Source organism: Candidatus Endoriftia persephonae, from assembly GCF_023733635.1.
Lineage (GTDB): Bacteria > Pseudomonadota > Gammaproteobacteria > Chromatiales > Chromatiaceae > Endoriftia > Endoriftia persephonae.
In genome coordinates this window covers 3,440,810-3,464,881 of record NZ_CP090569.1, presented here as the reverse complement: position 1 = coordinate 3,464,881, position 24,072 = coordinate 3,440,810, and the positions used below count along the sequence as shown (strand labels likewise).

Here is a 24,072-nt window from a genome sequence, read left to right as displayed (position 1 = left end):
GAAAGAGTTCTATGCCTAATAATATCCGCTCGTTCGAATCCCGCACCCCCCAGGTCGACGACGACGCCTGGGTGGATGAGACCGCAGTGATCATCGGTGATGTGAGTGTCGGTCCGCAATCGTCGATCTGGCCGATGAGTGTGCTCCGTGGCGATGTGCACCGTATCACTATTGGCGCCGCAAGCAACATCCAGGATGGTTCGGTGCTGCATGTCTCCCACGACAGCGCCTATCTGCCGGGCGGGCTGCCGCTGTTGATCGGCGACCGGGTGACGGTGGGGCATCAGGCGATCCTGCATGCCTGCACGATTGGCGATGGCTGCTTTATCGGCATGGGGGCAAGAATCCTTGATGGCGCGGTGCTCGAACCCGGTGCCATGGTTGGTGCAGGCTCGCTGGTGCCGCCTGGCAAGCACCTCGAAGGGGGCTATCTGTGGGTCGGTTCGCCGGCGCGTCGGGTGCGCCCATTGAGCGAGCAGGAGCGGGAGTTTCTGGACTACTCCGCGCAACACTATGTGCGGCTGGCCGGGCGGCATCGGCTGGGTAAGCCGTAGGAATGCCGCTGAGAGGCTTTCTAGCCTCTCAGCTGGGCGATCACCGATTTGGTGTGGGGCAGAATGCCGCGCCACAGGCGGAACGATTCGGCGGCCTGCTCCACCAACATGCCGAGTCCATCCAGGGCGCGGCTCGCCTTGTGGTTGTAACCCCACTGCTGGAAAGCAGTGGCCTGGTCGCTGTAGAGCATGTCGTAGCACCAGCCGCCCTTTGCCAGCACGCTATCGGGGATCTGTGGCACTGAACCCTGCAGCCCGGCGGCGGTGCCGTTGATGATCAGGTCAAACTCCATTCCCTCCAGCTCGTCCAACCCGCAGCCGGCCACCCGCCCCAGTTCGGCCACGCCTGTGGCGAGGGAGTAGGCCTTGATGGCAGTGCGGTTGGCGATGATCAGGCGCTTCGGTTTGGCTTCCAGCAGTGGCCGCAGTACCCCGCGTGCTGCACCGCCGGCACCGAGGATCAGCACTCGGCTGTCCGCCAATTCAAAGCTGTGGTTGTGACTCAGGTCGCGCACCAGGCCGACACCGTCGGTGTTGTCGCCACGCAGCTGGTTGTTCTCCAGGCGGATCAGCGTGTTGACCGCGCCGGCGGTGTGGGCGCGCTGGCTCAGTTCGTCGGCCATGCGCCAGGCCTGCTCCTTGAACGGCACGGTGACGTTGAGTCCCTTCCCGCCCTCGGTAAAAAAGCGCTTCGCATCGCCTTCGAAATCATCCAGCCTGCCGAGCAGGCGGCCATATTCGATCGCTTCGCCGGTCTGTCTGGCGAAGGCGGCGTGGATCAGCGGTGACTTGCTGTGTTCGATGGGGTTGCCGATGACGGCGTAGCGGTCGCTCATGTTGATCTGCTCAGGCGTTGAGCCACTCGGCCGCCTGTCTGGCGAAGTAGGTGAGGATGCCGTCGGCGCCGGCGCGTTTGATGCAGAGCAGCGATTCCATCACCACCGCCTGTTCGTCGAGCCAGCCGTTCTGCGCGGCGGCCTTGAGCATCGCGTATTCGCCGCTCACCTGATAGGCGAAGGTGGGCACCATGAACTCATCCTTGATACGTCGGACGATGTCGAGATAGGGCATGCCTGGCTTTACCATCACCATGTCGGCGCCCTCCTGCAGGTCGAGGGCGACCTCGTGCAGCGCTTCGTTGCTGTTGGCCGGATCCTGCTGATAACTGTATTTGTTGCCGCCGCCAAGGTTAGCGGCGGAGCCGACTGCGTCGCGGAACGGGCCGTAGAAGCTGGAGGCATATTTGGCGGAGTAGGCGAGGATGCGGGTGTGGATATGACCGTCACTCTCGAGAGCGGTGCGGATATCGCCGATGCGTCCGTCCATCATGTCGGAGGGGGCGACCACGTCGGCACCGGCGGCGGCGTGGGAGAGGGCCTGCTTTACCAGCACCTCCTTAGTCTCGTCGTTGAGTACGTAGCCGGAGGCATCGATCAGGCCGTCCTGACCGTGGGTGGTGAAGGGGTCGAGCGCCACGTCGGTGATGATGCCGAGATCGGGTACGGCATCCTTGAGTGCGCGCACGGCCCGTTGTGCCAGGCCATCCGGATTGAAGGCCTCGCGGGCATCCTCGGTCTTCACCTGCATAGGGGTGACAGGGAACAGAGCCATCGCGGGCACGCCCAGCCCATAGATAGTCTTTGCCTCTTCGATCAGCAGGTCAACGCTCATTCGCTTCACACCGGGCATGGAGGGCACCGCTTCACGCTGGCCCTGGCCTTCGAGCACGAATACCGGATAGATGAAGTCGTCGGAGCTCAAGTGGCTCTCGCGCATCATGCGGCGGGAGAAGTCGCTGCGGCGCATGCGGCGCATGCGGGTGGCGGGAAAGGGCGAACGGCTACTTGAATTCGACATGGATTCGGTCCCCTGACGGTTTGGGTAAACCCCATAAGATAACCTATGATGCGCGATTTTAACCAATTCTGAGGCATTGAAGGGCATGCAGAAGCCGCACAAATCTCCCTATATCTACGATGTCGAAGAGGCCACCTTTGAGCAGAAGGTGATCGATGCCTCCAATGAACAACCGGTGATGGTCGATTTCTGGGCCGAGTGGTGTGCCCCCTGTATCTCGCTGGCACCGGCGCTGGAGCGGGTCATCGATGAGTTCGAAGGCGTGGTGCGCCTTGGCAAGGTGGAGGTGGATGACAATATGCGCCTGGCGGGCCGCTTTCGTCTGCGGGGTTTCCCGACGGTGATTTTGTTCCATCACGGGGAAGAGTTGGGGCGCTTTCACGGCTCACGGGCGAGCCACTGGCTGCGACAGTGGATTGAGGAGCACTTGGGCGACTATCTGGCGCAGCACAGTGCCTGATTTGCTGGTCTGGATAGGGTGAGGAGAGAGAAAAAAATCTGCGGGAGTAGGGGAATTTAAATCACAAACGATTGTCTTATGAGAATCGTGGCCTCTTTCATAGGGTTGGTGATTGTTTGGTTATTTCTTTGTTAACAAGTAGTTACGAGTTCGCGGCTGGTTTTTTCGGGGGCGTAAATTTTTTTTCACACAGGCTAAAGGTTTATTGATGGGTGCCGATCAATAAGGGCAACAGGCAGACATTGAATTTGATCCTCCTCCAGCGCAATCATTGCGCTACTCTAAGGTCCAACTCCTCCCCGGTTGGGCCTTTTTTTTGTCCGTTTTTCAGCGTCCCTGAAGCAGCAGAGGAGTCTCGAGGAGTGACTTCTTGCGGCCCTCTGGATTAAATATTTGCGTGGGGTGCCAATGCAAGAAGAGGTAAGGCGGCAACCACTTCAGATGCTTGAGTCTTTTCCCTGATTTCCTCGAAAAATATCGAAAAAGTGCGGATTGTTCCTCTATTTTGGGGAGAAGCGGGTGGTATTCTGCATATCCGATAAATGATCAGTGCTAGCTGGGAAGGCAAGTTGTACTGACATAGAAGAGAGCCTCAGGCTTGACTGACTCAAGATCTCAGGATGATTCCGGTCAGTGCGTCACGGATTGATGTGGGCTGGGCGAGCCCCTGGGTGGCGCCATGTAGAATCATGTCGATCTCCCCGCCACAGCACAGACGCACCTGTAGCGCATTGCGTGCAGGTGGATGGTTACTGCGATTGGCGCTGGTCGAGACGAGTGGACGACCGCTGGCGCGGCAGAGAGCCGCCGCCAACGGATGGTTGGTTACCCGCACCGCGATGCCCGAGTGATCGCCGCGCAGCCAGAATGGCAGTGTTGGGGCCGCGGGCAACACCCAGGTGTGGGGGCCGGGCCAGCTCTGTATTACCGGCTCTAGTTGTTGCGATGGCAGTTGGTCGATGAAGGGCTGCAGTTGATTGAAGTCGGAGGCGATGAGTATCAGTCCCTTGCTGACTGGCCGCTGCTTCAGGCGCAGCAAGCGGAATACCGCCTGGGGATTGAGTGGGTCGCAGCCGAGTCCGAAAACCGATTCGGTTGGATAGGCGAGAATACCGCCACCAAGGATCACCCTGGCGGCTTGACGTAACCGCCAGGGATGGATGGATGGATTAGCGGGCAAGGTCGGCTTGGAGTTTGGCATCCTTTTCGATCACGCCTTTGGCGTTGGCTTCGCGTTCGGCACGAATGCGTGTTGCCAGCTCGGTATCGCCCAGCGCCATGATCTGAGAGGCGAGATAGGCAGCATTTTTTGCGCCGGCCTTGCCTATGGCAACGGTTGCGACGGGGATGCCGCCAGGCATCTGCACGGTGGAGAGTAGTGAATCCATGCCCTTTAGCGGACCAGCGTCGAGCGGGACGCCAATGACCGGCTTCAGGGTTGCGGCGGAAACCGCACCCGCGAGATGGGCGGCGAGGCCCGCGGCGGCGATGAACACGGCGCAGCCGCGCTGATCGGCGTCCTTCACGTAAGTGTGGGTGGTATCGGGAGTGCGGTGTGCGGAGGTGATCTTCACTTCATAGGGGATCGCCAGGGCGCGAAGCACGTCCAGGGTGGATTGCATAACGGGCAGGTCCGAATCGGATCCCATTAGTACGGCTACAAAGGGCTTGTTCATTGGATCAGGTTTTTTGTCTGTTGGAAGGCGGGAGAAGATACCCGAAAGCCTATTTTATGACCAGTGTGAACTGCTTTGTGAAGCACTGGGTTGATTGTTGGATGCGGAAAAACTGTTGTTCCACGCATAGCCTGGCCGGCTTGGGCTAAAGCGCTGCCGGAACTTTTGGAGAAGATCGATGGTACATTTTCGGCGCATGCTGGGGGGCTTCATTCTTGTCATGAGTGTCATGGCAGAGGTGATGGCGTCTGGAGTCGAGTACAGCAAGGAAGAGATGGCGTGGCTGAAAGCACACCCTCAGTTGCGGGTCGGCATCATCAATACTAACTCGCCGATCCTCTACCTTGGTGAGGCTAACCAGCCGCGGGGCGTGGCGGCAGACTATCTTCGCTTTGTCGCCGAGAAGGCGGGGGCTGGGCTGAAGGTGGTGCGCTTCAATGAGGTTTCGGCGATGGAGCGCGCACTCAAGGATGGAGAGATCGATATGGTCGGTGCCACCACCTGGTCGGTGGATAGGGCGTCGAGCATGCGCTTCACCCAACCCTATCTCTCGATTCCGGGAGCGATCTACACCAGAAAAAACGGCCCACTACTGACCCCTACTGAGATGGATGGGCGTGCGGTGGCCGTTGTACGCGGCGGTTTTTGGAGTCGTTGGGTCAACGAGCGCTACCCAAATATCCGGCGGGTTGAGGTGTCTGGTGCTCTGGCTGGCTTGCAGAGCGTCAACAATGGTTTGGTCGACGCTTATCTCGGAGATATCGCCTCGTCGCGCTATCATCTCAAGCGTCAGGGGATTGACCGGCTGCAGGAGTATGGCGCGATCGGTGGTCTGTTGAATCTGGTGATGGCGGTCGACAGCAACCAGGCCCTGGTGGCTTCGATTCTCGAGAAAAGCATTGCGCTGATCACGCCAGAAGAGCACGCCAGCATCCGTCGGCGCTGGTCCAACATCGGCGAGGCGCCAAGCCTCACAGATAACGAAACGGTGCGGGGCGCATTGATTATTGTTCTGCTACTCGGCTGGTTTGTCGGGTGGTATCTGGCGTTCCGCTGGTTGGTCAAGCGCAAGGTTTCGCGGCGCACCAAATCGATGAAGAACTCGCTGTTGCGTCGACGCAAGATCGAAAAGGAGATGAAGCATGAGCGTGAGCAGCTGAAGACCCTGATTCGGCGCGCAAAACGGAAGATTCGGTCGATCCAGGGGCGGTTGAACCTGCTCTCTGAAGCGCTGCCTTTCGGCTTCTGGGAGTGGGACCTGAAACGCAATCGCTATCGCTGGGACAAGGGTATGTGCCGGCTTGCAGGGGAGCTGCCGGGTACCTTCGGCGGCACCCCCCACGAAGTCCTCTCCAAAATTCATCCTGATGACCGAGATCGAGTAGTGGATCGGTTGACCCGGGCGATGTCGAAAAACGCGGTGAGTAGTCTTGAATATCGGCTGCTGCGTTCTGATGGTAGCGTGATCTGGGTCGTTAACCACTACCGCACAATCCGCAACTCGCGGGGGTGCGTGGTGAAGCAGGCCGGTGTGACCTATCAGCTCTCTGAGCATCTCCAGACCAAGCTGGAGCCCCAGCCCGAGCCGTCAGAACAGGTCAAGCCTGACGACCTGCAGCCAAAGATCGGGCCGCGGCCGACGCAGAAACCGCAGCTGGTCAAGGATGAGCCTGTCACCAGTCAGGAAGAGGGGCAGGCACCGGAAGGCACTACGAACGCTGGTGTGGGTTCTGCCTATCAGGGGCTTTAGGGGCTCCCAGAATGAATCTGGGCGAGCAGAATTAGGAGGCCAAATTTTCTGCTGCAAGAAGAAAATCGCGGGTAATAGCTGGCCTATTGCCAAGATTTTCCACGCAGCAGCAGGAAATTTGGGCCGCAAGGCTGCCGTCCATGATTTGTTCAGGAGCCTCTTAACTCACTCCCCAACCATCTTTCTCATATCGCCAATCATGGATAGCAGGGTTTTTCCTGCTATCTTTTGAATCGGCTTCACTTCCTTGTTGGGGGATTAAGAGGATGAGGTGGACACTCTACTCTCTGCTGTTTCTGTTAATCACGGCATCGGCGTCTGCTGAGGAAGGGATCTCACCCACCGAACGGGTAACACTCTCCATGGATGCGGTGATGCAGGTGCTGAATAACCCGAATCTCAACCGCGAGCAGCGGCGCTTGGCAGTGCGTGACGTCGTGCGCAGCCATTTCGACTATCGGGTAATGTCGAGAATTATTCTGGCGATCAACTGGCGCAAGGCCACTGACGAACAGCGGGATCGGTTTGAACGCTATTTCAGGGAGTTGATGGAAAATACCTACTTCTCAGCGATCGATAACTATAGTGGGGAAGAGGTGCGCATCGGGCGGGAAAAACGCCAGGGAAAGCGTGCGGTGGTGCAGACTATGCTGATCACAAAATCAAAGCAGATCCCCATCGATTTCAAGCTGCTTTCCAAAAGCAATGATTGGGCTGTCTATGATGTGGTCATCGAGGGGGTCAGCCTGATTAGCAACTATCGCGTCGAGTATCGGGGTCTGGTGAAACGAGAGGGCATGGAAGGGCTCCTCTACAAGCTTGAACGCAAAGCACTTCAGCTAAAAAAGGGCGCAAAGACTGACTCCGTCCGGCCCGCCTCATGATGCTAGACTGAAAGGCGTGTTGAGCTGTAAAGGTTGATTGATCTGCTGAAGCTCAAGCGATAGATTGACCTACCGGATCGATTACGTCTTTGTTCCAGCAAAGCTTTTGCTGGCCTGGATCTGTATATCAATGGAGATGCCGTATGCTGAAGAAAACCACCCTCTCTGTCGCCCTCTCTCTGCTTTGGTCTTTGTCTGCCGGCACTATCGCGGCAGAGGAGGTTGCTGAACCTGGATCTACAGTGGGCGAGATGTCGCAGGTGCAAACGAACGCCACGGCTGATGATGCGAGTGAGGCAGCTGTAACTCCGCCGGTGACCGACAATTGGGAAGCGCGTTGGGAAGCGCGGACGAAGCGTTATGAAACGTTGCGCAAACGTGCGCTGGAGTCTGGTGTGATGCTGCCGAATCGGCCGCCTTGGGAAGAGCATCGGGGCATGATGCCGGAGTGGATCTCCATGGAAGAGCGCATGCAACGCATGGAGAAGCTACGCGATATGTCTCCTGAAGAGCGGGATGCATACCGCAATGAGCGCTACCAGGAGATGCGAGAGCGTGCCGCAGCTATGGGGCGAGAGATGCCAGAGACACCACCCTGGAAGGCAAGAGAAGAGGCGCGGGCTGCCGCAGAGGCGGAGTGGAAAAAGCATCAGGAAGTCATTGACGGGATGACCCCGGAACAGCAGGCGGCCTGCCGTGCCATGAAACGCCGCCACATGCGAGGTGGCCGGGGTGGTTGGGGGCCTATGATGTATGGGCCCGGCATGGGGCGTGGCAATCCGCAGGGTTTTGGACCGGGGCCGTATGGCGCCATAAACAACTTCTGGAGCCCTGACTACTGACTTGACGGCACCCGGGTACGCCCGGGTGCCCCGCTCTATTTCTGGGCTTTTTTTGCCAGGAGTGCGGCCTCGTCTTTTTGCAGATACTTCCATGGCAGAGGCAGCAGCGAAGGCACCTTTGCACAATAGCTTCGATAAACATCACCATGAAAGGCGATGAGCTTCTGCTCCTCCAGTCTGGATCCCAGCACAAAGTAGAGTGTTATCAGGATCGCTGAGAGCAGATAGGCACCATTCATTGACTGGGACCACACAATCACCAGCCCAAGGCTGTACCAGGGATGCCGAACAAAGCGATGCAGAGGCGATATCGTGAATGCCTCCTGATCGATCTGAGAGCCGCTTCTCCTGTCCGACAGCTGTCGCAGACCGATGAACTCCTTGCTGTCGTAATAGCGCAGTGACCAGAAAAAACCCGCGATTGCCGCCAGTGATGCGCCGCCACTCAGCCAGCGACCGATGCCCTGCCACTGCCAGAGCATCTCGCCAGGCCAGCTGTAGAGTAGCGCCAGTGGTGGAATCAGCAGCAGCACTGCCAGCAGGTTGAAGAGTAGCCGATACCAGGCTGCCAAGGCGGGCCAGCTGCCGATTAGCCTCTGTTTGAAGCCAAGTGAGGCGAACAGGGAGTGCAGTGCAAAATAGGCCAACCAGGCCAGCGCAAGCATGGTGAGGTGTTCCGTTGGCTGCATTGCGCTACCGGGTGTTGCCTAGTCTGGCTAAATGAGATGCGGTAGTGCAGCTATCCAACAAACTTGCCGCTTTGCAGACGTTGTGCCTCCATCAATTCCAGTTCTCGGGAGCCGGAGATGACGATCTCGTGGTCCGGCACAAAGTCGAGTTCCGGATCGAGCCGCTGATAAGGCACAGCGTTGAGGATCACCTTCATGGCGTTGATGCGGGCTTGGTGCTTGTCGTTGGAGCGGATGATGGTCCAGGGTGCGTGAGTGGTGTTGGTGCGGCGCAGCATCTCATACTTCTGATTGGTGAAGTCATCCCAACGATCCTGCGCCTGTACGTCGATCTCGGAAAGCTTCCACTGCCGTAAAGGATCGCTCTTGCGCCGTTCAAAACGCCGCGCCTGCTCCTCCTTGGTGACCGAAAAATAGAGCTTGACCAGGATCGTACCCTGGCGCACCAGATCCTTCTCAAAACCGGGGCAGCCGATCATGAAATGTTCGTACTCTTCTTGGGTGCAGAAGCCAAAGATTGGCTCCACCACGGCGCGGTTGTACCAACTGCGATCGAACAGTACCACCTCGCCGCCGGATGGACATTCGCGCACATACTTCTGGAAGAACCATTGGGTACGCTGCTCTTCAGTGGGTTTGCCCAGCGCCACCACTCGGTAGTGTTTTTCGTTCATGTAGCGGGTGACGCGGCGGATGGTACCGCCCTTGCCGGCGGCATCGCGTCCCTCGAAGAGGATGATCATGCGGGTACCGGTCCGCTCCAGATACTGTTGCATCTGTATCAATTCAGCCTGATAGGGCTTGAGCGCCTCCTCCCGTTCGAAGCGCCGAATCGCCTTTTTCTGATTCTTCTTCTGCCTGGCAACCTCGTCCCGTAACTGCTTCTGTTCATGCAGGAGTTCTGAAAGCCTGATCGGTTGATCATTGTAGAGGACAAATTCGGGATTCTGGATTTCATCATACATGATACAGCTCCTGCTCAGGGACGATACGAGGGTGGCGCAAATAGGGCGATCCAAACGATTAAGTATAGCCTTTTTTTATTTGTACCCCAGTGTCGATAGCTGAGATTAGACTCGATACGCTGATTCAATCTGCTCCCGGGTCAGCACGCCGAGAATCCGTTGGCCACCCCCTTTTTTACGTCGCGCGACATAGAGTGCCTCGGCGCCGCTTGAGTCGAGCCGTTCCACCGCCTCCTGCAGGGTCGCCTGCAGGGAGATATCGGCGAGCTGCAGGCGGCGCGCGGGAATCTCCATCAGATCGATCTCCTCCTCCATGGCCTCTTCGGCATAACGGGCCAGATCAGCGGCGTAGATCAGATCGGAGGGGGTTCCGTCGCTCTCCACAAGAAACCACTCGGGTGCTTCTGCCAAGAGGGAGATCAGTGCCTCGCGATGATTTCGGGAGTGGCAGTGGACCAGCTTCTGGCTCATTACCGATGCGACACCGATGCGGCGCAGGGATTGCATCACTGGATCGGTGCGATAGTTGAGGCCGCTCGATTCAAGGATCGCAATGAACAGAGATTTCTTCTGAAATATTTCACCACTGGTAAGACCGGCAATGACGATGGCGAGCATGCCAGGCATCACCACCTGAGGGCTGTTGGTGAGCTCGATGATCGCGGTTAGCGCCGCCAGCGGCGCTTGCAGGCTAGCGCCCATCATCGCCCCCATGCCGATCAGGGCATAGAAACCGGGGTCTGCGGTTGGAGTATTGAACAAAAGTGCCGGCAGCTCGGCAACAATCCCACCGATCGCCGCGCCGATGAAGAGTGCAGGGCCGATGATGCCGCCAGGGATACCCATGCCAATGCTGGCGGAGGTGGCAAAAATCTTGGCCAGTACCAACAGGATTAGCAGCCCCATGCCCAGTTCGCCGAGTAGGATGCTCTGTACCGTGTCGTAGCCAATACCGAGGACCTGTGGCAGAAACAGGCCGATGCCGCCAACCAGGGCCCCGGCAGTGGTGGTTCTGGCCCAGAAGGGCCAGGGTTTGCTGATCGCCGATGTTTTCTGTACCAGCTGAATAAACAGAGCCGAGGCGCTGCCGGCAACGATGCCGAGCAACGCCACCACGCCCAGCTCGCCAATCGAACTGAGCTGGAAATGCGGCATGGAGAAGGCACTGTCGCTGCCAAGAAAATAGACCGCCACGCCATTGGCGCCCACCGCCGCAAGGATGATCGGGATAAAGCTGCTCGGCGTGTACTCCATCATCACCACCTCGAGTGCGAAGATCACACCGGCCAGAGGGGTGTTGAAAGAGGCCGCGATGCCGGCGGCGGTGCCGCAGCCCACCATGGTACGGATGCTATTGTTGGGCAGAGAGAAGTGCTGGCCGAGCAGTGAGCCGGCTGCTGCGCCAAGGAATACATGCGGTCCCTCCCGCCCTACCGAGTGGCCGGAACCGATGGCAACCGCGGCACCAAAGAACTGCAGCAGAAACTCTCGCAGCCCCAGGTGTCCCTGATGATAGGCGAGACGCTCGATCAGCCGGGCGATCCCCAACACGTGTAAGCCACGGGCAAAGTGGTGGAAGATCAAACCGATCAGCAGTCCGCCCGCCACTGGCAGCAAAAATCGCAGCAGCGCGGGAAGGCCCTCATAGTTTTCCGCCAGATTGCCTGGCAGCAGGCTGCCCTGGGTACTCTCGACAAGTATCCGAAAGACGACGATCACAGCGCCGGCAATGACCCCGGTGATCAGCCCCAGCAATGCTAGCAGGAGCAGCGCATCCGGGCGCGCCAGATGCAGGCGGGTATGGTGGAGCCAGTCGTTGAGCGGTTGTCGCATCTGCTTCTGCATCTCTGATGTATCATGCCGCAGTCAGGCAGCAGTCGGTAGTAACCTTAACGGAGGGGCGGGAAGTTGTCAGCCAAGCAGAAGATGAGACTGGATGATTCGCAGGCCTATCAGACCAGCACAGAAATAGATCTTATGGAGCGGCTGTTGCCGTTGCATGGAGTGCGCGTACTGGAGTTGGGGTGTGGTGCTGCCTGGACGCTTCGAAAACTGGCAGAATGCTATTCCGACTCCCAGTTTATCGGCACCGAAGTGGATGAGATACAGCACCAGAAAAATCTTTCGCATGCAACGGTGAACCTCGAGTTTCGCCTCGAGGGTGCGCAGGCGATCAGCGAGCCGGAGCAGAGCATCGATCTGGTCTGCATGCTGAAGTCCCTCCACCATGTGCCGATTCAGCTACAGATGCCGGCGATGCAGGAGATCCATCGGGTGCTCAAGCCGGGTGGCATGGCCTGGATCTGCGAGCCGGTCTACAGTGGCGCGTTCAATGCGATCATGAGCCTGATTCATGATGAAAAGCAGGTTCGTGAACAGGCCTTCGATACACTGCGTCAGGTGGTGCAGAACGGCCTGTTTGAGCTGCACGCCGAGCACTTCTTCAATGTGCCCGGCAGCTACAGCTGGGCGGAATTCGAGCAGCGCTTTCTCAATGTCACTCACACAAAGATAGACCTCAGTGACGGACGACTTGAGCGGGTGCGGGACGAATTTGCACGCCATTTGGAGGGCGAGCGGGCCGCCTTTCTCAAGCCTCACCGGGTCGATCTGTTGCGCAAGCCGCTGGGCTGATTGGTCAGAGATGTCTTGGCTTGCAGCTGTGATACAGATCACCAATAGCGATGGCTGATTGATCTGGGTCAATACTGGACCATTAAAATTTTAGGTATATCTAATATTATTTGCTGATGGCGGCCCTTCTCTGCTATAAATGAGAATCATTATTGTTATTGATGTTTTTTACAATGGTGCTTCTAATGGTGCTTCTGATGGTTGAGAGAGAGTGTGACAATCAATCGATTAGCCTAGCCTCGCTGCCGGTGGGGGCGCGCGCCAGGATCAAACGTGTCGAGGGAGGCCGGCAGCTGTTGCGTCGCCTGATCAGCCTGGGTCTGCCGTTGGGCGCCGAGATATCGGTATTACAGCAACGTGGGCGGGGTGTCGTGGTGGCAAACGGGGGTATCCGGGTGGCGCTGGGAAGTGGCATCGCCGATAAGCTGATGATGGCGCCTCTGGATGCCGACTGAGAAGGGCTGGAACTGAGCGATGGGCTGTAGTGAATGTGGTGACGGGCGGAGCAAACCCCGCTCTGGGGGCGAGTCTCGGTTGACTATCGCGTTGGCGGGCAATCCCAACTGCGGCAAATCAGCCCTCTTCAACGCCCTGACCGGGATCCGTCAGAAGACCGGCAATTGGCCCGGCGTGACAGTGGATCGTAAGGAGGGGCGCTTCAGTCTCGATGGCGAGGAGGTCAGCGTCATTGACCTGCCAGGCATCTATTCGCTGGACGCCACCACCCTGGATGAACAGGTCACGCGGGACTACCTGTTGTCTGGCGATGCCGACCTGATCGTCAATATCATCGACGCCTCCAACCTGGAGCGTAACCTCTACTTCACCGTGCAGATGCTCGAGATGGGCGTGCCGGTGCTGATTGCGCTCAACATGATGGATGTGGCGCGCAAGCGCGGTATCTGCATCGATACCGAAAAGTTGAGTGAGGAGACCGGCTGTCCAGTGATACCGATCGTTGCGGTCAGCGGTGAAGGTCTGGAGCAGCTCAAGCAGGGGGTGACACAGCTACGCCGGGGCGAGCTGAATGGTGGCTTTGCGCTGGCTCATGATGAGGCAGTGGAGCAGGCGCTGAGCGATCTTGATCCCCTGATGCTCGACCAACATAAGACCGCCAAGCGGCGCTGGCTGCTGCTGAAGATGTTGGAAGGAGACAGCTTCGCCCTCGATCAGGCGGATGATGCACTGACACAAAAGGTCGCCGAATGGCAGCAGGCGATTGAGCAGCGCGCCGGTGAAGAGACCGACATCCATATTGCCGACAGCCGTTACGGTCATGCCCACGCGCTGTCGCAGACGGTCTTGAAGGAGCAGGGCCGGGTTGGCAAGACTCTGAGTGATCGCATCGACCGGGTCGTATTGAGCCGCATCCTGGGCATCCCGGTTTTTCTTGCGGTGATGTACCTGATGTTCCTCTTCGCGATCAACATCGGCGGGGCCTTTATCGACTTCTTCGATGGCATTGCCGGTGCCATCTTCGTCGATGGCCTGGGCCACTGGTTGAGCCAGCTCGGGCTGCCCGAGTGGCTGGTGGTGGTGCTCGCCGATGGCGCTGGCGGCGGCATCCAAGTGGTGGCAACCTTTATTCCGATCATCGCCGCCCTCTACCTGTTCCTTTCGGTGGTGGAGGATACCGGCTACATGGCGCGCGCTGCGTTTGTCATGGATCGTTTCATGCGTTCCATCGGCCTGCCGGGTAAGGCCTTTGTGCCGCTAATCGTCGGCTTTGGCTGCAATGTGCCGGCGGTGATGGCAACCCGCACCCTGGAGAACGAGCGCGAGCGCAAGCTCACCATCCTGATGAATCCCTTCATGTCCTGTGGCGCACGGCTACCGGTCTATGTGCTGTTCGCCACCGCCTTTTTCCCGGCCAACGGCCAGAACCTGGTGTTCGGCCTCTACCTGATCGGCATAGTTGTTGCGATTCTCACCGGCCTGATCATGAAGAAGACCCTGCTCTCCGGTGAGAGCACTGGCTTCATGATGGAGTTGCCCCCCTACCATCTGCCGACCCTCAAGGGTGTGGCGCTCCGCACCTGGGATCGGGTACGTCTCTTCATCAAAGAGGCGGGGCGGGTGATTGTGCTGATGGTGCTGGCGATCAACGTGCTCAATTCCTTGGGCACCGACGGTTCATTCGGCAACGAAGATAGTGAGCACTCTGCCCTCTCGGCAGTCAGCAAGACGCTCACCCCGCTGTTTTCACCAATGGGGATCGAGCAGGAGAACTGGCCAGCCACGGTGGGTATATTCACCGGCGTGCTGGCGAAGGAGGCGGTGGTGGGCACCCTCGACTCGATCTACACTAGCCTGGCTCGGCAGGAGGCGGGGGATACTGGCGGCGGGGAGCCGTTCGACTTCTGGGCGGCGATCGCTGAGGCCGCCGCCACAGTGCCGGAGAACCTGGGCGAGGTGAAGAATCAGCTGCTTGATCCGCTCGGCCTGCAAGTGGGCGACCTGAGCGATGCCCGTGGAGCAGCGCAGAAGCAGGAGGTGGAGGTGGATGTATTCGGCGCGATGGCGGCCCGCTTCGATGGCCAGGCTGGAGCCTTCGCCTATCTGCTGTTCATTCTGCTCTACTTTCCCTGCGTGGCGACTATCGGCGCGATCGTACGTGAGGCGGGTAGTGCCTGGGCCGCCTTTGTTGCGGCCTGGACCACGGGTGTCGCCTATGTCAGTGCCAGCCTCTTCTATCAGATCGCCAGCTATTCGCTGCACCCTGCCAGTTCGATCGCCTGGATCAGCTCACTGTTGTTGCTGGTGGCGATGGTGATTGGCGGCCTGCGGATCTGGGCGCGACGGGATCTGAGGGCGCTGTTGCGGCGGGTACGGGCATGATCCTCGCCGAGATCAAGACCTATCTGAAGCAGCGTCGGCAGGCGAGCCTGGCCGACATTGCGCTGCATTTCGATATTGAGCCGGATGCGGCGCGTGGCATGCTGGAGCAGTGGATTCGCAAGGGCAAGGTGGAACGGCTTAGTGCGCAGGCGGCCTGCGGTTCGAGCTGCAGCAAGTGTGATCCGGCTACCACTGAGCTCTATCTTTGGAAGGATGCGGCGGATCGGCCGGCTGCCGAGCCGATCCGTTTCAATCCAGGCTGCCCTTCACAATGAGGTGCCTGCGTCGCCCGCGGCGCAGCGCTAACGTTTCAGCTTGATTATCAGGGTCTTGATCTGATTCTGTCGCGCCAGCGCCAGGTCGTGATTGAGCGCCTGACGGTTCGGGTAGGGGCGACTACGCACCCGGTGGTAGGTCTGATTGTTGTTGATGCTGACCCGCTGGATCTCTGCCTCGATGCCGATCAGCGCCAGTCGTGCTTTCATCCGGTCGGCGTCGGCGAACTTGCGAAATGAACCCATCTGCAGGATGTAGGCGCTTTTGTCTTTTGCCACTGGGCGCGTTTCAACATGCGCCTTCTGCACTGGGGGTGGTATGGCCGCAGGTGCGGGCTCCGGGGCGTTGATCTCCTCCTCCGGGATCAACACCTCCATCTCCGGCAGGATGGTGTAGAAATCGAAGTGGGGTTTGGGTGTCTCTGGCGGCTTCGCTGGTGCTGATCTGGGCTCGGCGACCGGTTGCTTGCTAACCCCAGGGATCTGCCCGGCCGCCATCTGCGGACCATACTGCAGCCATACCAGCCCCATCACGAAGGCGCCACTGATCAGGCCGGAGAAGAACCAGAGTCCACAGCTTCGCTCTGACCTTTTCCGCTCCTTGGGAGTGGCCCGATGCTTGAAGTCCGCCATCGTCTACATGCTCTCTGGAGCCGAGACTCCCAGCAGGTTGAGTCCGTTGCGCAGTACCTGGCGTGCCGCCAGGATCAGCTTGATACGGGCGTCACGCAGTGCCTCGTCCTCGATCAGGAACTTGTGGGCGTTGTAGTAGGTGTGGAAGTCGTTGGCCAGCTCCCGCAGATAGTGGGTCAGTAGGTGAGGCTCCTCGTTGAGAGCCGCCGTCTCCACCACCTCCGGGTAGCGGGAGAGGCTGCTGAGCAGGGCCTGCTCGTGAGCCTCGCTGAGCCGCTCCAGGTTCTCGGTGCCGGCGCTGGGCTCGACAGAGATCTCCTTGTCGGCGGCCTGCTTCAGCACACTGCAGACCCGGGCATGGGCGTACTGCACATAGTAGACCGGGTTGTCGCTAGACTGGGACTTGGCCAGATCCAGGTCGAAGTCGAGGTGCTGCTCGCACTTACGCATCACGTAGAAGAAGCGCGCAGCGTCGGTCCCCACCTCTTTGCGCAGCTCGCGCAGGGTGACGAACTCGCCGGAGCGGGTCGACATCTGGGCCTTCTCACCGCCCCGGTAGAGGATCGCGAACTGCACCAGCAGTACGTCGAGCTTGCTGGGGTCATCCCCCACTGCCTGCATCGCAGCCTTCACTCGCGGCACATAGCCGTGGTGGTCGGCGCCCCAGATATCGATTACCCGCTCGAAGCCGCGCTCCAGCTTGTCCATGTGGTAGGCGATGTCGGAGGCGAAGTAGGTGGTCTGGCCGTTGTCCCGCACCACCACCCGGTCCTTTTCGTCGCCGTAGTCGGTGGACTTGAACCAGAGTGCGCCGTTCTTTTCATAGACGTGACCGGAACCACGCAGGCGCTCGATCGCCTTATTCACTGCGCCGGACTCGGTAAGGCTGCGTTCGGAGTACCACTCGTCGTAGTTGACGCCGAACAGCGAGAGGTCGTCACGGATGTCGTCAAGGATGGTGTTGAGCCCCAGTTCGAAGACGAAACGGTAGCGGTTGTCGCCCAACAGCTGTTTGGCGCGGGCGATCAGGGCATCGATATGCGTTTCTTTGTCGCCGCCGTCGGGTTCGTCGGCGGGGATATCGGCAAACACGTCGTCGGCGCTCTGCTTGTATGTCTCGCCGTGATCCCGGTGCAGGGTGGCAGCGATGTCCCAGACGTAGTCGCCTTTGTAACCATTCGAGGGGAAGGTCAGCTGCTCATCGCAGAGTTCCAGGTAGCGCAGCCAGACCGAGGTGCCGAGGATATCCATCTGCCGGCCGGCATCGTTGACATAGTATTCGCGATGCACGTCGAAACCGACTGCAGCGAGCAGATCCGCTACCACCGAGCCGTAGGCGGCGCCGCGGCCGTGGCCGACGTGCAGTGGGCCGGTTGGGTTGGCGGAGACGAATTCCACCTGCACCCTCTTGCCCTGGCCCAAGTCGCTGCGACCGTAGTCCGGTCCCTGCTCCAGGATTGCCGGCACCAGGGCGTGATAGGCGTCGGCGCTGAGGTAAAAGTTAATAAAGCCGGGCCCGGCGATCTCGGTCTTTTCGATCATTGCCGAGGCGGGCAGGGCAGCCATCAGCTTCTCCGCCAGATCCCGGGGCTTACTGCGGGCGGGCTTGGCCAGCACCAGCGCGACGTTGGTGGCGAAGTCGCCATGGCGGGGATCGCGCGCGCGCTCGATGGTGGGGGAGGGCACTGCGTCGGCGGGGATCACGCCATGGTTGGCGAGTTGTGCCAAGGCGGTGGAGACCAACTGCTGGATCTGGTGCTTCATCTTCTTCCTGTCTGTATGAAAGGGGTCGGAGTCGACCCGGGGACGGAGCGGTGGAGGGCGGCGTTTTGTCGGTCCCTCTCGTGGAGTCGATCACGGCCCCGAACCCTTTGAGATCAAACGATCAATAATAGCAGGAATGAGGTGTGGCGGGGCGACACAAAACCGGATTCTGGTGGCCGGTAATATCGCTGGCCACCGCGTGTTTCGGTCAAAGTTTGAAATGGTTGGTCAGTTCTTTCAGCTGATTGGTCAGCTGGTGCAGTGTATTCACCTCGGCGTCGACCTGGCAGGCGTTTTTAGCCGAGGTCTGGGACAATTGGCTGATCCCGGTGAGGCTCCGGTTGACCGCGCCCACCATCTGGCCCTGCTGTTCGGAGGCGGCAGCGACCTGGGTGTTCAGGCTGGTGATGGTTTCCACCGATTCCGTGATATGGGTCAGGTGATCGGCAACTTCGCCGGCCAGGGCAAGTGTGGCGTCAGCGCTGGAACGGCTCTTGTCCATAGCCTGTACCGTGGCGCCGGTCGCCTCCTGTAGGCGGGTGGTCATCTGCTGGATCTCCTCTGTGGACTCCTGGGTGCGGCCGGCCAGGGTCCGCACCTCGTCCGCCACCACTGCAAACCCCCGGCCCTGGTCGCCGGCCCGTGCCGCTTCGATAGCAGCGTTCAGGGCCAGTAGATTGGTTTGTTCGGCAATACTGCGAATGACTGCCAGCACACTACCGATCTCTTTACTATCGGTCGTCAGTTGGTAGAGTGCTTCGGTCGCTTGCTGAATCTCTTGTGACAATTGTTGCGTTACCTGCATGTTTTTCTGCATCAGATCCTGCCCGGCTCGGGTCGCGTTAAGCGTGTCGTCCGTTGCATCGGCGGCGCTGGTAGCACTGCGGGCAATTTCCTGGGTGGCCATGGACATCTGCTCAACTGCATTGGCCACCTGGACCGTCTCCTGTTCCTGTTGTGCCAAGGTGGCGCTGCTGGTCCGGCTGACATCTGCCAACTGCTGCGCACTGCCGGTAAGCTGGTCGCCGAGAGAGGTGATGTTGCCGACGGTGTGCTGCAGCTTTTCCACAAAGAGATTGAATGCCTGCCCGATGCGAGCTGTTTCGTGTTCACCTTCGGTGTCGAGTCGTCGGCTCAGATCGCCATCACCGGCGGCGATCTCCTGCAATGCGTCGATCACGGCTTCGAGCTTGTTGCCGATGGTGGCGCGATACACCAAGTAGAGGGTACCGAGCATAACCGTGGCCAGCAGGAGCAGTGTGAGCGTCAGGTAGTTGCTAATGCGGGCACCGTTGGCGAGTTGCTCGTCGATGGGCATCTCGATCTCGAGCACGCCGCGGACATCGCCCTTGCGCCAGTCGTTTTTCGGGGTGTCCGGATGGGAGTTGTGGCAGGCAACACAGGCGTCGGCAACCATGAGATCGGCGATGCCGACCCGGACGAATGTACGGTCGCCCCGTTGTTCGGTGCGTGTGACCGGTGTGTCAGGGGTCTTGATCAAGCGCTCCCAGGCATCCCGTTGGAAACTATCCAGGGTGCGGCTCTTCCGGTTGGGAAAGGGGAAAGCCGAGTAGAGTTTGATTTGGGTGCCCTGGTCTTTCAGCAGGGCGCTGAGGTCGTGGATCATGGTGGCGGGCAGGGGAATGCTATCGGACTCGCTGTGGTGATTGATGGAGGCATTGAGTCCGCCCTTGCCCACTACCTTTCCGATTACGTTGCGGGTGTAGTAGCTGCGCAGGGTCTTGAACTGGTTGACCATGGTCTTGGCCACCGCCAGGGCTTCCATTTCGGCATTCTGTTTTACCAATATCGGGATGTACCAAGTGACCAGTGCCAGTCCAATGGCGAAGACACCTAGAATCGGAAAAAAGAGTCCCCAAAACAGGCTTTTTCTCATGGCAACGCTCCTCCCCGCCCCACAGGTTTATGCACCTCATATGGTCGGCAGCGGCAGCGTATTCTTAAACTGGTCGGGTGCGAATGGATAAAAAAGGGTGCAGTGAAGCGTCGCCAGTTTGCTGTCCAGACTTGATCAGGGGCTCCCTAAGTTACTCACACCCAGATGAGATGAAAAAAGAAAAGGTGGTCCGCACCTCGCAATGCACCGCCTATTTGCAACAGCGTAGAGTGATCGAGGTGGGCGAGATCGAGCAGATCTTCACCCAGCGCTATGATCTGCAAGAAGAGCTGCGAGGCGATGACAGGCAGATCCATAACGCCAGATGAGGCGGTGGATTCAGGTCCTGAAGTTTGTCGTCAGGGTCTCGAGCCGTTGCGCCACCCCTACCAATCCTGCGCCAGAGCGGGCGGTCTCCTGAGCAATGCGCGCGCTCTGTTCGGCCACCTGATTGATGGAGCTGATGTGTTGGTGGATCTCGTTGGTCGCAATGCTCTGCTGTTCGGCACTGGTGGCGATCTGGTTGTTCATCTCGGTTATCGAGTGGACCGAGTCGGCGATCGCTGTCAGGGATTCGCCGGTGCGGGCGGCCTGATCGACACTCTGTTCTGCTCTTTCGCGGCTCTCTTCCATGACTCGTACTGCCTCGCTGGTGCCGTTCTGCAGTTGTTCGATCATCGCCTGGATCTCGCTGGTGGACTCCTGCGTACGTCCCGCTAGGGTGCGCACCTCATCCGCCACTACCGCAAAGCCCCGTCCCTGCTCGCCTGCCCGAGCCGCTTCGATAGCGGCATTCAGGGCCAGCAGGTTGGTCTGTTCAGCGATTCCCTTGATCACGTCGAGCACAGAGCCAATATTGCCTGCATCCGTTTCCAGTCGGTGGATTACCGCAGAGGCAGATTCAACTTCGGAGGCGAGTCCACTGATGCATTGGATGGATTTCTCGACAACATTTCTGCCTTCGTCGACGGCACTGTTGGCCTGACGTGCCGCCTCGGCTGCGTTGACGGCGCTGGTCGCAACCTGCTGCACACTGACTGCCATCTGATCCATCGCCTGGGCGACCTGGGCGGTTTTCGCCTGCTGACGTTGCATGCCCTCGCCAGACTCACGGGTGGCTTGAGAGAGTTGGCTAGCAGAGTCAGAGAGTTCGCTGATGGAGCTGTGGACCTGGCTAATCAGATTTCCCATCTGCGTGCGCAACTCAGACGCGGAGGTTGCCAGATCGCCAAACTCGTCATTACGCGGCTCGATGGTGACGGGGGTGAAGTCGCCACTGGCAAAACGTTGCAGACAGATAGAGAGCTGCCGGGTTGGTCTGACGACGGTCTGCTGGATGATCAGGAGCATTGCAATCGCGACCATAGCGGTGGTGATTCCAGATAAAATCAGGCTCCAGACCATGGCCGACTCTCCATCCGCCTTGAGCGTCTGGGTCTTGTCCTGTGCATCGGCTGCGATCAGTTTGGCGGCCTCTATCAGTCGGTTGGTGGGAGGCCTGTCTATCCCCTTGACTGCCATGTCGCCCGCCTTGGGGTCGAAGCCAGTTGCCTTGAATTGTGCAAGGCCATTTCGATAGGTGGAGCGGAGGGCTTGATGGTCTTCAATAAAGGCCTGGATCAGGCGCTGGGCCTGTGGATTTTGTAACGATTTGGCGAGCTTGTGGGCGCGTTCGCTGATCTGTTTCTCCAATGCCTCAAACCGGCCCCAGTATTTACTCATGGAGTCGGACTGGTGGCCGCGCAGCAGTACGTTTTTCCACTCCTGCACCTGTTTTTTGAAATCGGACTGCAGAAGCAGTGCCTCACGTTCATTTCTGAACTGCACACTGATGGCGTGATCGTAGGCGTTGAGCACATGTGAAAGGGTAAAAAAACCGTACGTTGTCGCCACTCCGATAAGTATAGCGCCGAGGCTTAGCAACAGGATCATGCGGGTTTTCAGGCTATGGAGATTGAATGGCATCAGGAGGTCCCGTTTTCGCTGGAGATGAAGCAGAAGTTGCCAATCATTGGCGTCTGATGGGGCTTTTTCTTGAGTAGTACCCTTGAATGGTGTTTGAGATGTGCGCTTGGTGGGTGGTCAGAGCATCTCCTGCGGATCCAAATCGATCGACCAGCGTACCCGCCTGGCTTCGGGGAGATCGCGGAGCTGCTTCAGCCAGCCGCTCAGCCACCCCTGCAGCAGACGACGCTCGCCCGCCTGGATCAGCAGCTGGGCGCGAGTGCGGCCGGCGCGCCGCTCCATCGGCGCGGGTACCGGCCCCCACAGCTCGATGCCTCGGCTCTGTGCTGCCTGTCGCTCCAGTTCGGCCGCACGCTGTAGAAAAGCGAGCGGCAGCTCGGCCTGATTCGCCTCAGCGCGTAGCAGTGCCTGGTGGCTGAACGGCGGTAGCTGTGCCAGCTGGCGCTCTTGCAGCGCCTCCCGGGCAAACGCGGCATAGCCTTGCTGCACCAGCGTCTGCAGCAGTGGATGGTCCGGGTAACGGGTCTGGATCAACACCCGTCCTGGGTGGTCGCCGCGACCGGCGCGGCCCGCGACCTGGATGATCAGCTGGGCGGTGCGCTCGGGAGCACGATAGTCGGCGCTGAACAGCCCCTGGTCCACATCAATGATCCCGACTAGTGCGACGTTCGGAAAGTGGTGCCCTTTAGCCAACATCTGGGTGCCGATCAGCAACGGATAGTCGCCCCGCCGGATCGCCTTGAGATAGTGCTCCAGGCTGCCCTTGCGGCGAGTTGAGTCACGGTCGATGCGCGCCAGTGCAACCTCGGGAAAACGTCTCTGCAGGAGATCTTCGATGCGCTCTGTGCCCTGCCCCAGTGGGCGTAGCTCGCTGCTGCCGCAGTCGGGGCAGTGGGCTGGCTGGCGATGTTGATGACCGCAGTGGTGACACCAGAGCAGGTTGGATGACTTGTGTAGGGTCATGCGGGCATCACAGCGCGGACAATCGGAGATCCAGCCACAGGCATGGCAGGTGATCACCGGGGCGAAGCCACGCCGATTGAGAAACAGCATCGCCTGATTGCCCTGTTCGAGTGTCGCTGCGATCTGCTCGATCAGCTGGGGCGAGAGGCCGGCCTCGAGCCTGATGCGGCTGGTGTCGAGCAGGCGGATCTCAGGCAACTGCGCGCTGCCGGCGCGGGTCGGCAGTGACAGCTGTTGATAGCGTCCCAGCTCGACATTTTGCAGGCTCTCCAGGGAGGGGGTGGCGGAGCCCAGCAGCAGCGGACAGTTGTTCTGCTGTGCCCGTACTACGGCCAGATCCCGGGCGGAGTAGCGGAACCCCTCCTGCTGCTTGAGTGAAAGATCGTGCTCCTCGTCGACGATGATTAGGCGCAGCCGGGGCAGCGGGACGAAGATCGCCGAGCGAGTGCCGATGATCAGCTGGCTCTCGCCGAGCCGTGCGGCGTGCCAGCCCTCCTCCCGCTCGCCCTCGGAGAGAGCGGAGTGGAGGCGGGTGATGCGACATCCAAGGCGTCGCTCGAAGCGGCGTGTCAGCTGCGGCGTGAGGCCGATCTCTGGCACCAGCACCAGCACCTGGCCATCCCCGGTGAGCAGCTGTTCGATCAGTTTGAGATAGACCTCTGTCTTGCCGCTGCCGGTGACCCCATCGAGCAGAAAGGCCTGAAACCCCCCGAAGGCGCTGCTGACCCTCTCCACCGCCTGCTGTTGATAGGAGGTGAGCGTTGGGCCGCTGATTGGAGTGTCTGGCGGCTGCGTGGGATGCAGGGTGCAGGGTTCGATCCAGGCCTTCTGCTGCAGGCTGCGCAATGCTGAGAGCGCCTCACCGAACTGCCGCTTCAGCTGCTCTCTGCTAAGCCCTGCGGGATGTGCAGCAAACAGCTTTAGCAGTTGCCGCTGACGTGGTGCCCGAGTGAGTAAGTCGGGATCTTGCTGCTCTCCCAGTGCGGAGATTCGCCAACCCTCCGGTTGAGCGCGTTGGATACTGCGGCCGCTGCGCAAGCGGCTTGGCAGGGCGTGAAAGATCACATCGCCCAATGGGTGCTGGTAGTAGCTGGCGGCCCAGCGCAGCAGCTTGAGATCCGGCTCCAGCAGCAGGGGGCTCTCGTCAAGCTGTTGCAGGGCGGGCTTCAGCCGTGAGTGGTCGACCGCCGATTCGCTGCTGTTCTCAAGCAGGATGGCGCAGCGCTTTTGGCGGCCAAATGGCACCAGAAGACGCACCCCAGGTTGCGCCTGGAAGGGGGCAGGGTCTGGCGGGAGATAGTCGAAGCTCTGATCGAGCGGACCGGGCAGGACGACGCGGAGAAAGCGCTGAGGTTGCATGAGGCGGAGCCTAGCATGGCCTGTTGTTTTTTCGCCAAAAAACCTCGCCACGCTTGAGTGTCGAGAG

At 59.5% G+C, this 24,072-nt stretch carries 22 protein-coding genes; 10 read left to right on the top strand and 12 right to left on the bottom strand.

Annotation, left to right across the window (positions count from 1 at the left end; all coding sequences use genetic code 11):
- Window positions 1-11 precede the first annotated feature (11 nt).
- Entirely contained in the window at window positions 12-554 is a 543-nt protein-coding gene (locus L0Y14_RS15710; RefSeq protein WP_005966224.1) for a gamma carbonic anhydrase family protein, read from the top strand.
- Between the two features lie 20 nt (window positions 555-574).
- On the opposite strand, the gene aroE is transcribed toward L0Y14_RS15710, so the two are convergent.
- Both aroE and hemB read right to left on the bottom strand, forming a co-directional pair.
- Window positions 575-1,390, bottom strand: a complete 816-nt coding sequence (gene aroE / locus L0Y14_RS15705) for a shikimate dehydrogenase (protein ID WP_005966225.1) — start codon at window positions 1,388-1,390, stop codon at window positions 575-577.
- Window positions 1,391-1,400: 10 nt separating this feature from the next.
- The gene (gene hemB, locus L0Y14_RS15700; protein WP_005966226.1) at window positions 1,401-2,411 is read right to left on the bottom strand and encodes a porphobilinogen synthase; all 1,011 of its coding nucleotides are present in this window, start codon (window positions 2,409-2,411) and stop codon (window positions 1,401-1,403) included.
- A gap of 85 nt (window positions 2,412-2,496) precedes the next feature.
- On the opposite strand from hemB, the gene L0Y14_RS15695 reads away from it, so the two are divergent.
- Window positions 2,497-2,871 (top strand): thioredoxin family protein, encoded by a 375-nt coding sequence (locus tag L0Y14_RS15695; RefSeq protein ID WP_006474631.1) that lies wholly within the window; start codon window positions 2,497-2,499, stop codon window positions 2,869-2,871.
- A gap of 607 nt (window positions 2,872-3,478) precedes the next feature.
- On the opposite strand, the gene tsaC is transcribed toward L0Y14_RS15695, so the two are convergent.
- Both tsaC and purE read right to left on the bottom strand, forming a co-directional pair.
- Window positions 3,479-4,072 carry an L-threonylcarbamoyladenylate synthase type 1 TsaC gene (gene tsaC / locus L0Y14_RS15690; protein ID WP_005966228.1) on the bottom strand — a complete coding sequence of 198 codons (594 nt, stop codon included), beginning with the start codon at window positions 4,070-4,072 and terminating at the stop codon, window positions 3,479-3,481.
- Window positions 4,041-4,547 carry a 5-(carboxyamino)imidazole ribonucleotide mutase gene (gene purE / locus L0Y14_RS15685; RefSeq protein WP_005966229.1) on the bottom strand — a complete coding sequence of 169 codons (507 nt, stop codon included), beginning with the start codon at window positions 4,545-4,547 and terminating at the stop codon, window positions 4,041-4,043. Before purE ends, tsaC begins: the two co-directional genes overlap by 32 nt.
- A gap of 178 nt (window positions 4,548-4,725) precedes the next feature.
- Between purE and L0Y14_RS15680 the strand changes: the two genes are divergently transcribed.
- The 3 genes from L0Y14_RS15680 to L0Y14_RS15670 all read left to right on the top strand — a co-directional run bounded on the left by L0Y14_RS15680 (window position 4,726) and on the right by L0Y14_RS15670 (window position 8,023).
- Window positions 4,726-6,297, top strand: coding sequence for a transporter substrate-binding domain-containing protein (locus L0Y14_RS15680; protein ID WP_005966230.1), 1,572 nt, complete (start codon window positions 4,726-4,728; stop codon window positions 6,295-6,297).
- A gap of 266 nt (window positions 6,298-6,563) precedes the next feature.
- Window positions 6,564-7,181 (top strand): MlaC/ttg2D family ABC transporter substrate-binding protein, encoded by a 618-nt coding sequence (locus L0Y14_RS15675; RefSeq protein WP_005966231.1) that lies wholly within the window; start codon window positions 6,564-6,566, stop codon window positions 7,179-7,181.
- 143 nt (window positions 7,182-7,324) lie between these two features.
- Window positions 7,325-8,023, top strand: coding sequence for a hypothetical protein (locus tag L0Y14_RS15670; RefSeq protein WP_240991637.1), 699 nt, complete (start codon window positions 7,325-7,327; stop codon window positions 8,021-8,023).
- A gap of 35 nt (window positions 8,024-8,058) precedes the next feature.
- Here the strand turns inward: L0Y14_RS15670 and L0Y14_RS15665 are convergent, their stop codons facing one another.
- The 3 genes from L0Y14_RS15665 to L0Y14_RS15655 all read right to left on the bottom strand — a co-directional run bounded on the left by L0Y14_RS15665 (window position 8,059) and on the right by L0Y14_RS15655 (window position 11,522).
- Window positions 8,059-8,712 (bottom strand): methyltransferase family protein, encoded by a 654-nt coding sequence (locus tag L0Y14_RS15665; RefSeq protein ID WP_005966694.1) that lies wholly within the window; start codon window positions 8,710-8,712, stop codon window positions 8,059-8,061.
- A gap of 50 nt (window positions 8,713-8,762) precedes the next feature.
- Window positions 8,763-9,677 (bottom strand): polyphosphate kinase 2, encoded by a 915-nt coding sequence (gene ppk2, locus L0Y14_RS15660; RefSeq protein WP_006474637.1) that lies wholly within the window; start codon window positions 9,675-9,677, stop codon window positions 8,763-8,765.
- Between the two features lie 105 nt (window positions 9,678-9,782).
- Window positions 9,783-11,522, bottom strand: a complete 1,740-nt coding sequence (locus tag L0Y14_RS15655; protein WP_005966690.1) for a chloride channel protein — start codon at window positions 11,520-11,522, stop codon at window positions 9,783-9,785.
- An 81-nt stretch (window positions 11,523-11,603) separates the two neighbouring features.
- Here L0Y14_RS15655 and L0Y14_RS15650 point away from each other — a divergent pair, with 81 nt between their 5' ends.
- The 4 genes from L0Y14_RS15650 to L0Y14_RS15635 all read left to right on the top strand — a co-directional run bounded on the left by L0Y14_RS15650 (window position 11,604) and on the right by L0Y14_RS15635 (window position 15,424).
- Entirely contained in the window at window positions 11,604-12,311 is a 708-nt protein-coding gene (locus L0Y14_RS15650) for a class I SAM-dependent methyltransferase (RefSeq protein WP_040819468.1), read from the top strand.
- Between the two features lie 197 nt (window positions 12,312-12,508).
- A complete protein-coding gene (locus tag L0Y14_RS15645; protein WP_005959832.1) occupies window positions 12,509-12,766 on the top strand; it encodes a FeoA family protein in 258 nt (85 codons plus the stop codon).
- A 19-nt stretch (window positions 12,767-12,785) separates the two neighbouring features.
- Entirely contained in the window at window positions 12,786-15,149 is a 2,364-nt protein-coding gene (gene feoB / locus L0Y14_RS15640) for a Fe(2+) transporter permease subunit FeoB (RefSeq protein WP_006474641.1), read from the top strand.
- On the top strand, window positions 15,146-15,424 hold the full coding sequence (locus L0Y14_RS15635; RefSeq protein ID WP_005959835.1) for a FeoC-like transcriptional regulator: 279 nt from the start codon (window positions 15,146-15,148) through the stop codon (window positions 15,422-15,424). The genes feoB and L0Y14_RS15635 overlap by 4 nt, the downstream gene beginning before the upstream one ends.
- A gap of 27 nt (window positions 15,425-15,451) precedes the next feature.
- Here L0Y14_RS15635 and L0Y14_RS15630 read toward each other — a convergent pair whose 3' ends face one another.
- The 3 genes from L0Y14_RS15630 to L0Y14_RS15620 form a co-directional block, all read right to left on the bottom strand.
- Window positions 15,452-16,057, bottom strand: a complete 606-nt coding sequence (locus L0Y14_RS15630) for an SPOR domain-containing protein (protein WP_005959836.1) — start codon at window positions 16,055-16,057, stop codon at window positions 15,452-15,454.
- Window positions 16,058-16,060: 3 nt separating this feature from the next.
- Entirely contained in the window at window positions 16,061-17,821 is a 1,761-nt protein-coding gene (argS, locus tag L0Y14_RS15625) for an arginine--tRNA ligase (protein ID WP_005959837.1), read from the bottom strand.
- Between the two features lie 208 nt (window positions 17,822-18,029).
- On the bottom strand, window positions 18,030-19,718 hold the full coding sequence (locus L0Y14_RS15620) for a methyl-accepting chemotaxis protein (RefSeq protein WP_005959838.1): 1,689 nt from the start codon (window positions 19,716-19,718) through the stop codon (window positions 18,030-18,032).
- Between the two features lie 170 nt (window positions 19,719-19,888).
- On the opposite strand from L0Y14_RS15620, the gene L0Y14_RS15615 reads away from it, so the two are divergent.
- Entirely contained in the window at window positions 19,889-20,047 is a 159-nt protein-coding gene (locus L0Y14_RS15615) for a hypothetical protein (protein WP_006474643.1), read from the top strand.
- A 10-nt stretch (window positions 20,048-20,057) separates the two neighbouring features.
- Here the strand turns inward: L0Y14_RS15615 and L0Y14_RS15610 are convergent, their stop codons facing one another.
- Complete coding sequence (locus L0Y14_RS15610; protein WP_005959840.1) at window positions 20,058-21,683, bottom strand: methyl-accepting chemotaxis protein; 1,626 nt, start codon at window positions 21,681-21,683, stop codon at window positions 20,058-20,060.
- 117 nt (window positions 21,684-21,800) lie between these two features.
- Window positions 21,801-24,005, bottom strand: coding sequence for a primosomal protein N' (locus L0Y14_RS15605; protein ID WP_006474645.1), 2,205 nt, complete (start codon window positions 24,003-24,005; stop codon window positions 21,801-21,803).
- Between the last annotated feature and the right edge of the window lie 67 nt (window positions 24,006-24,072).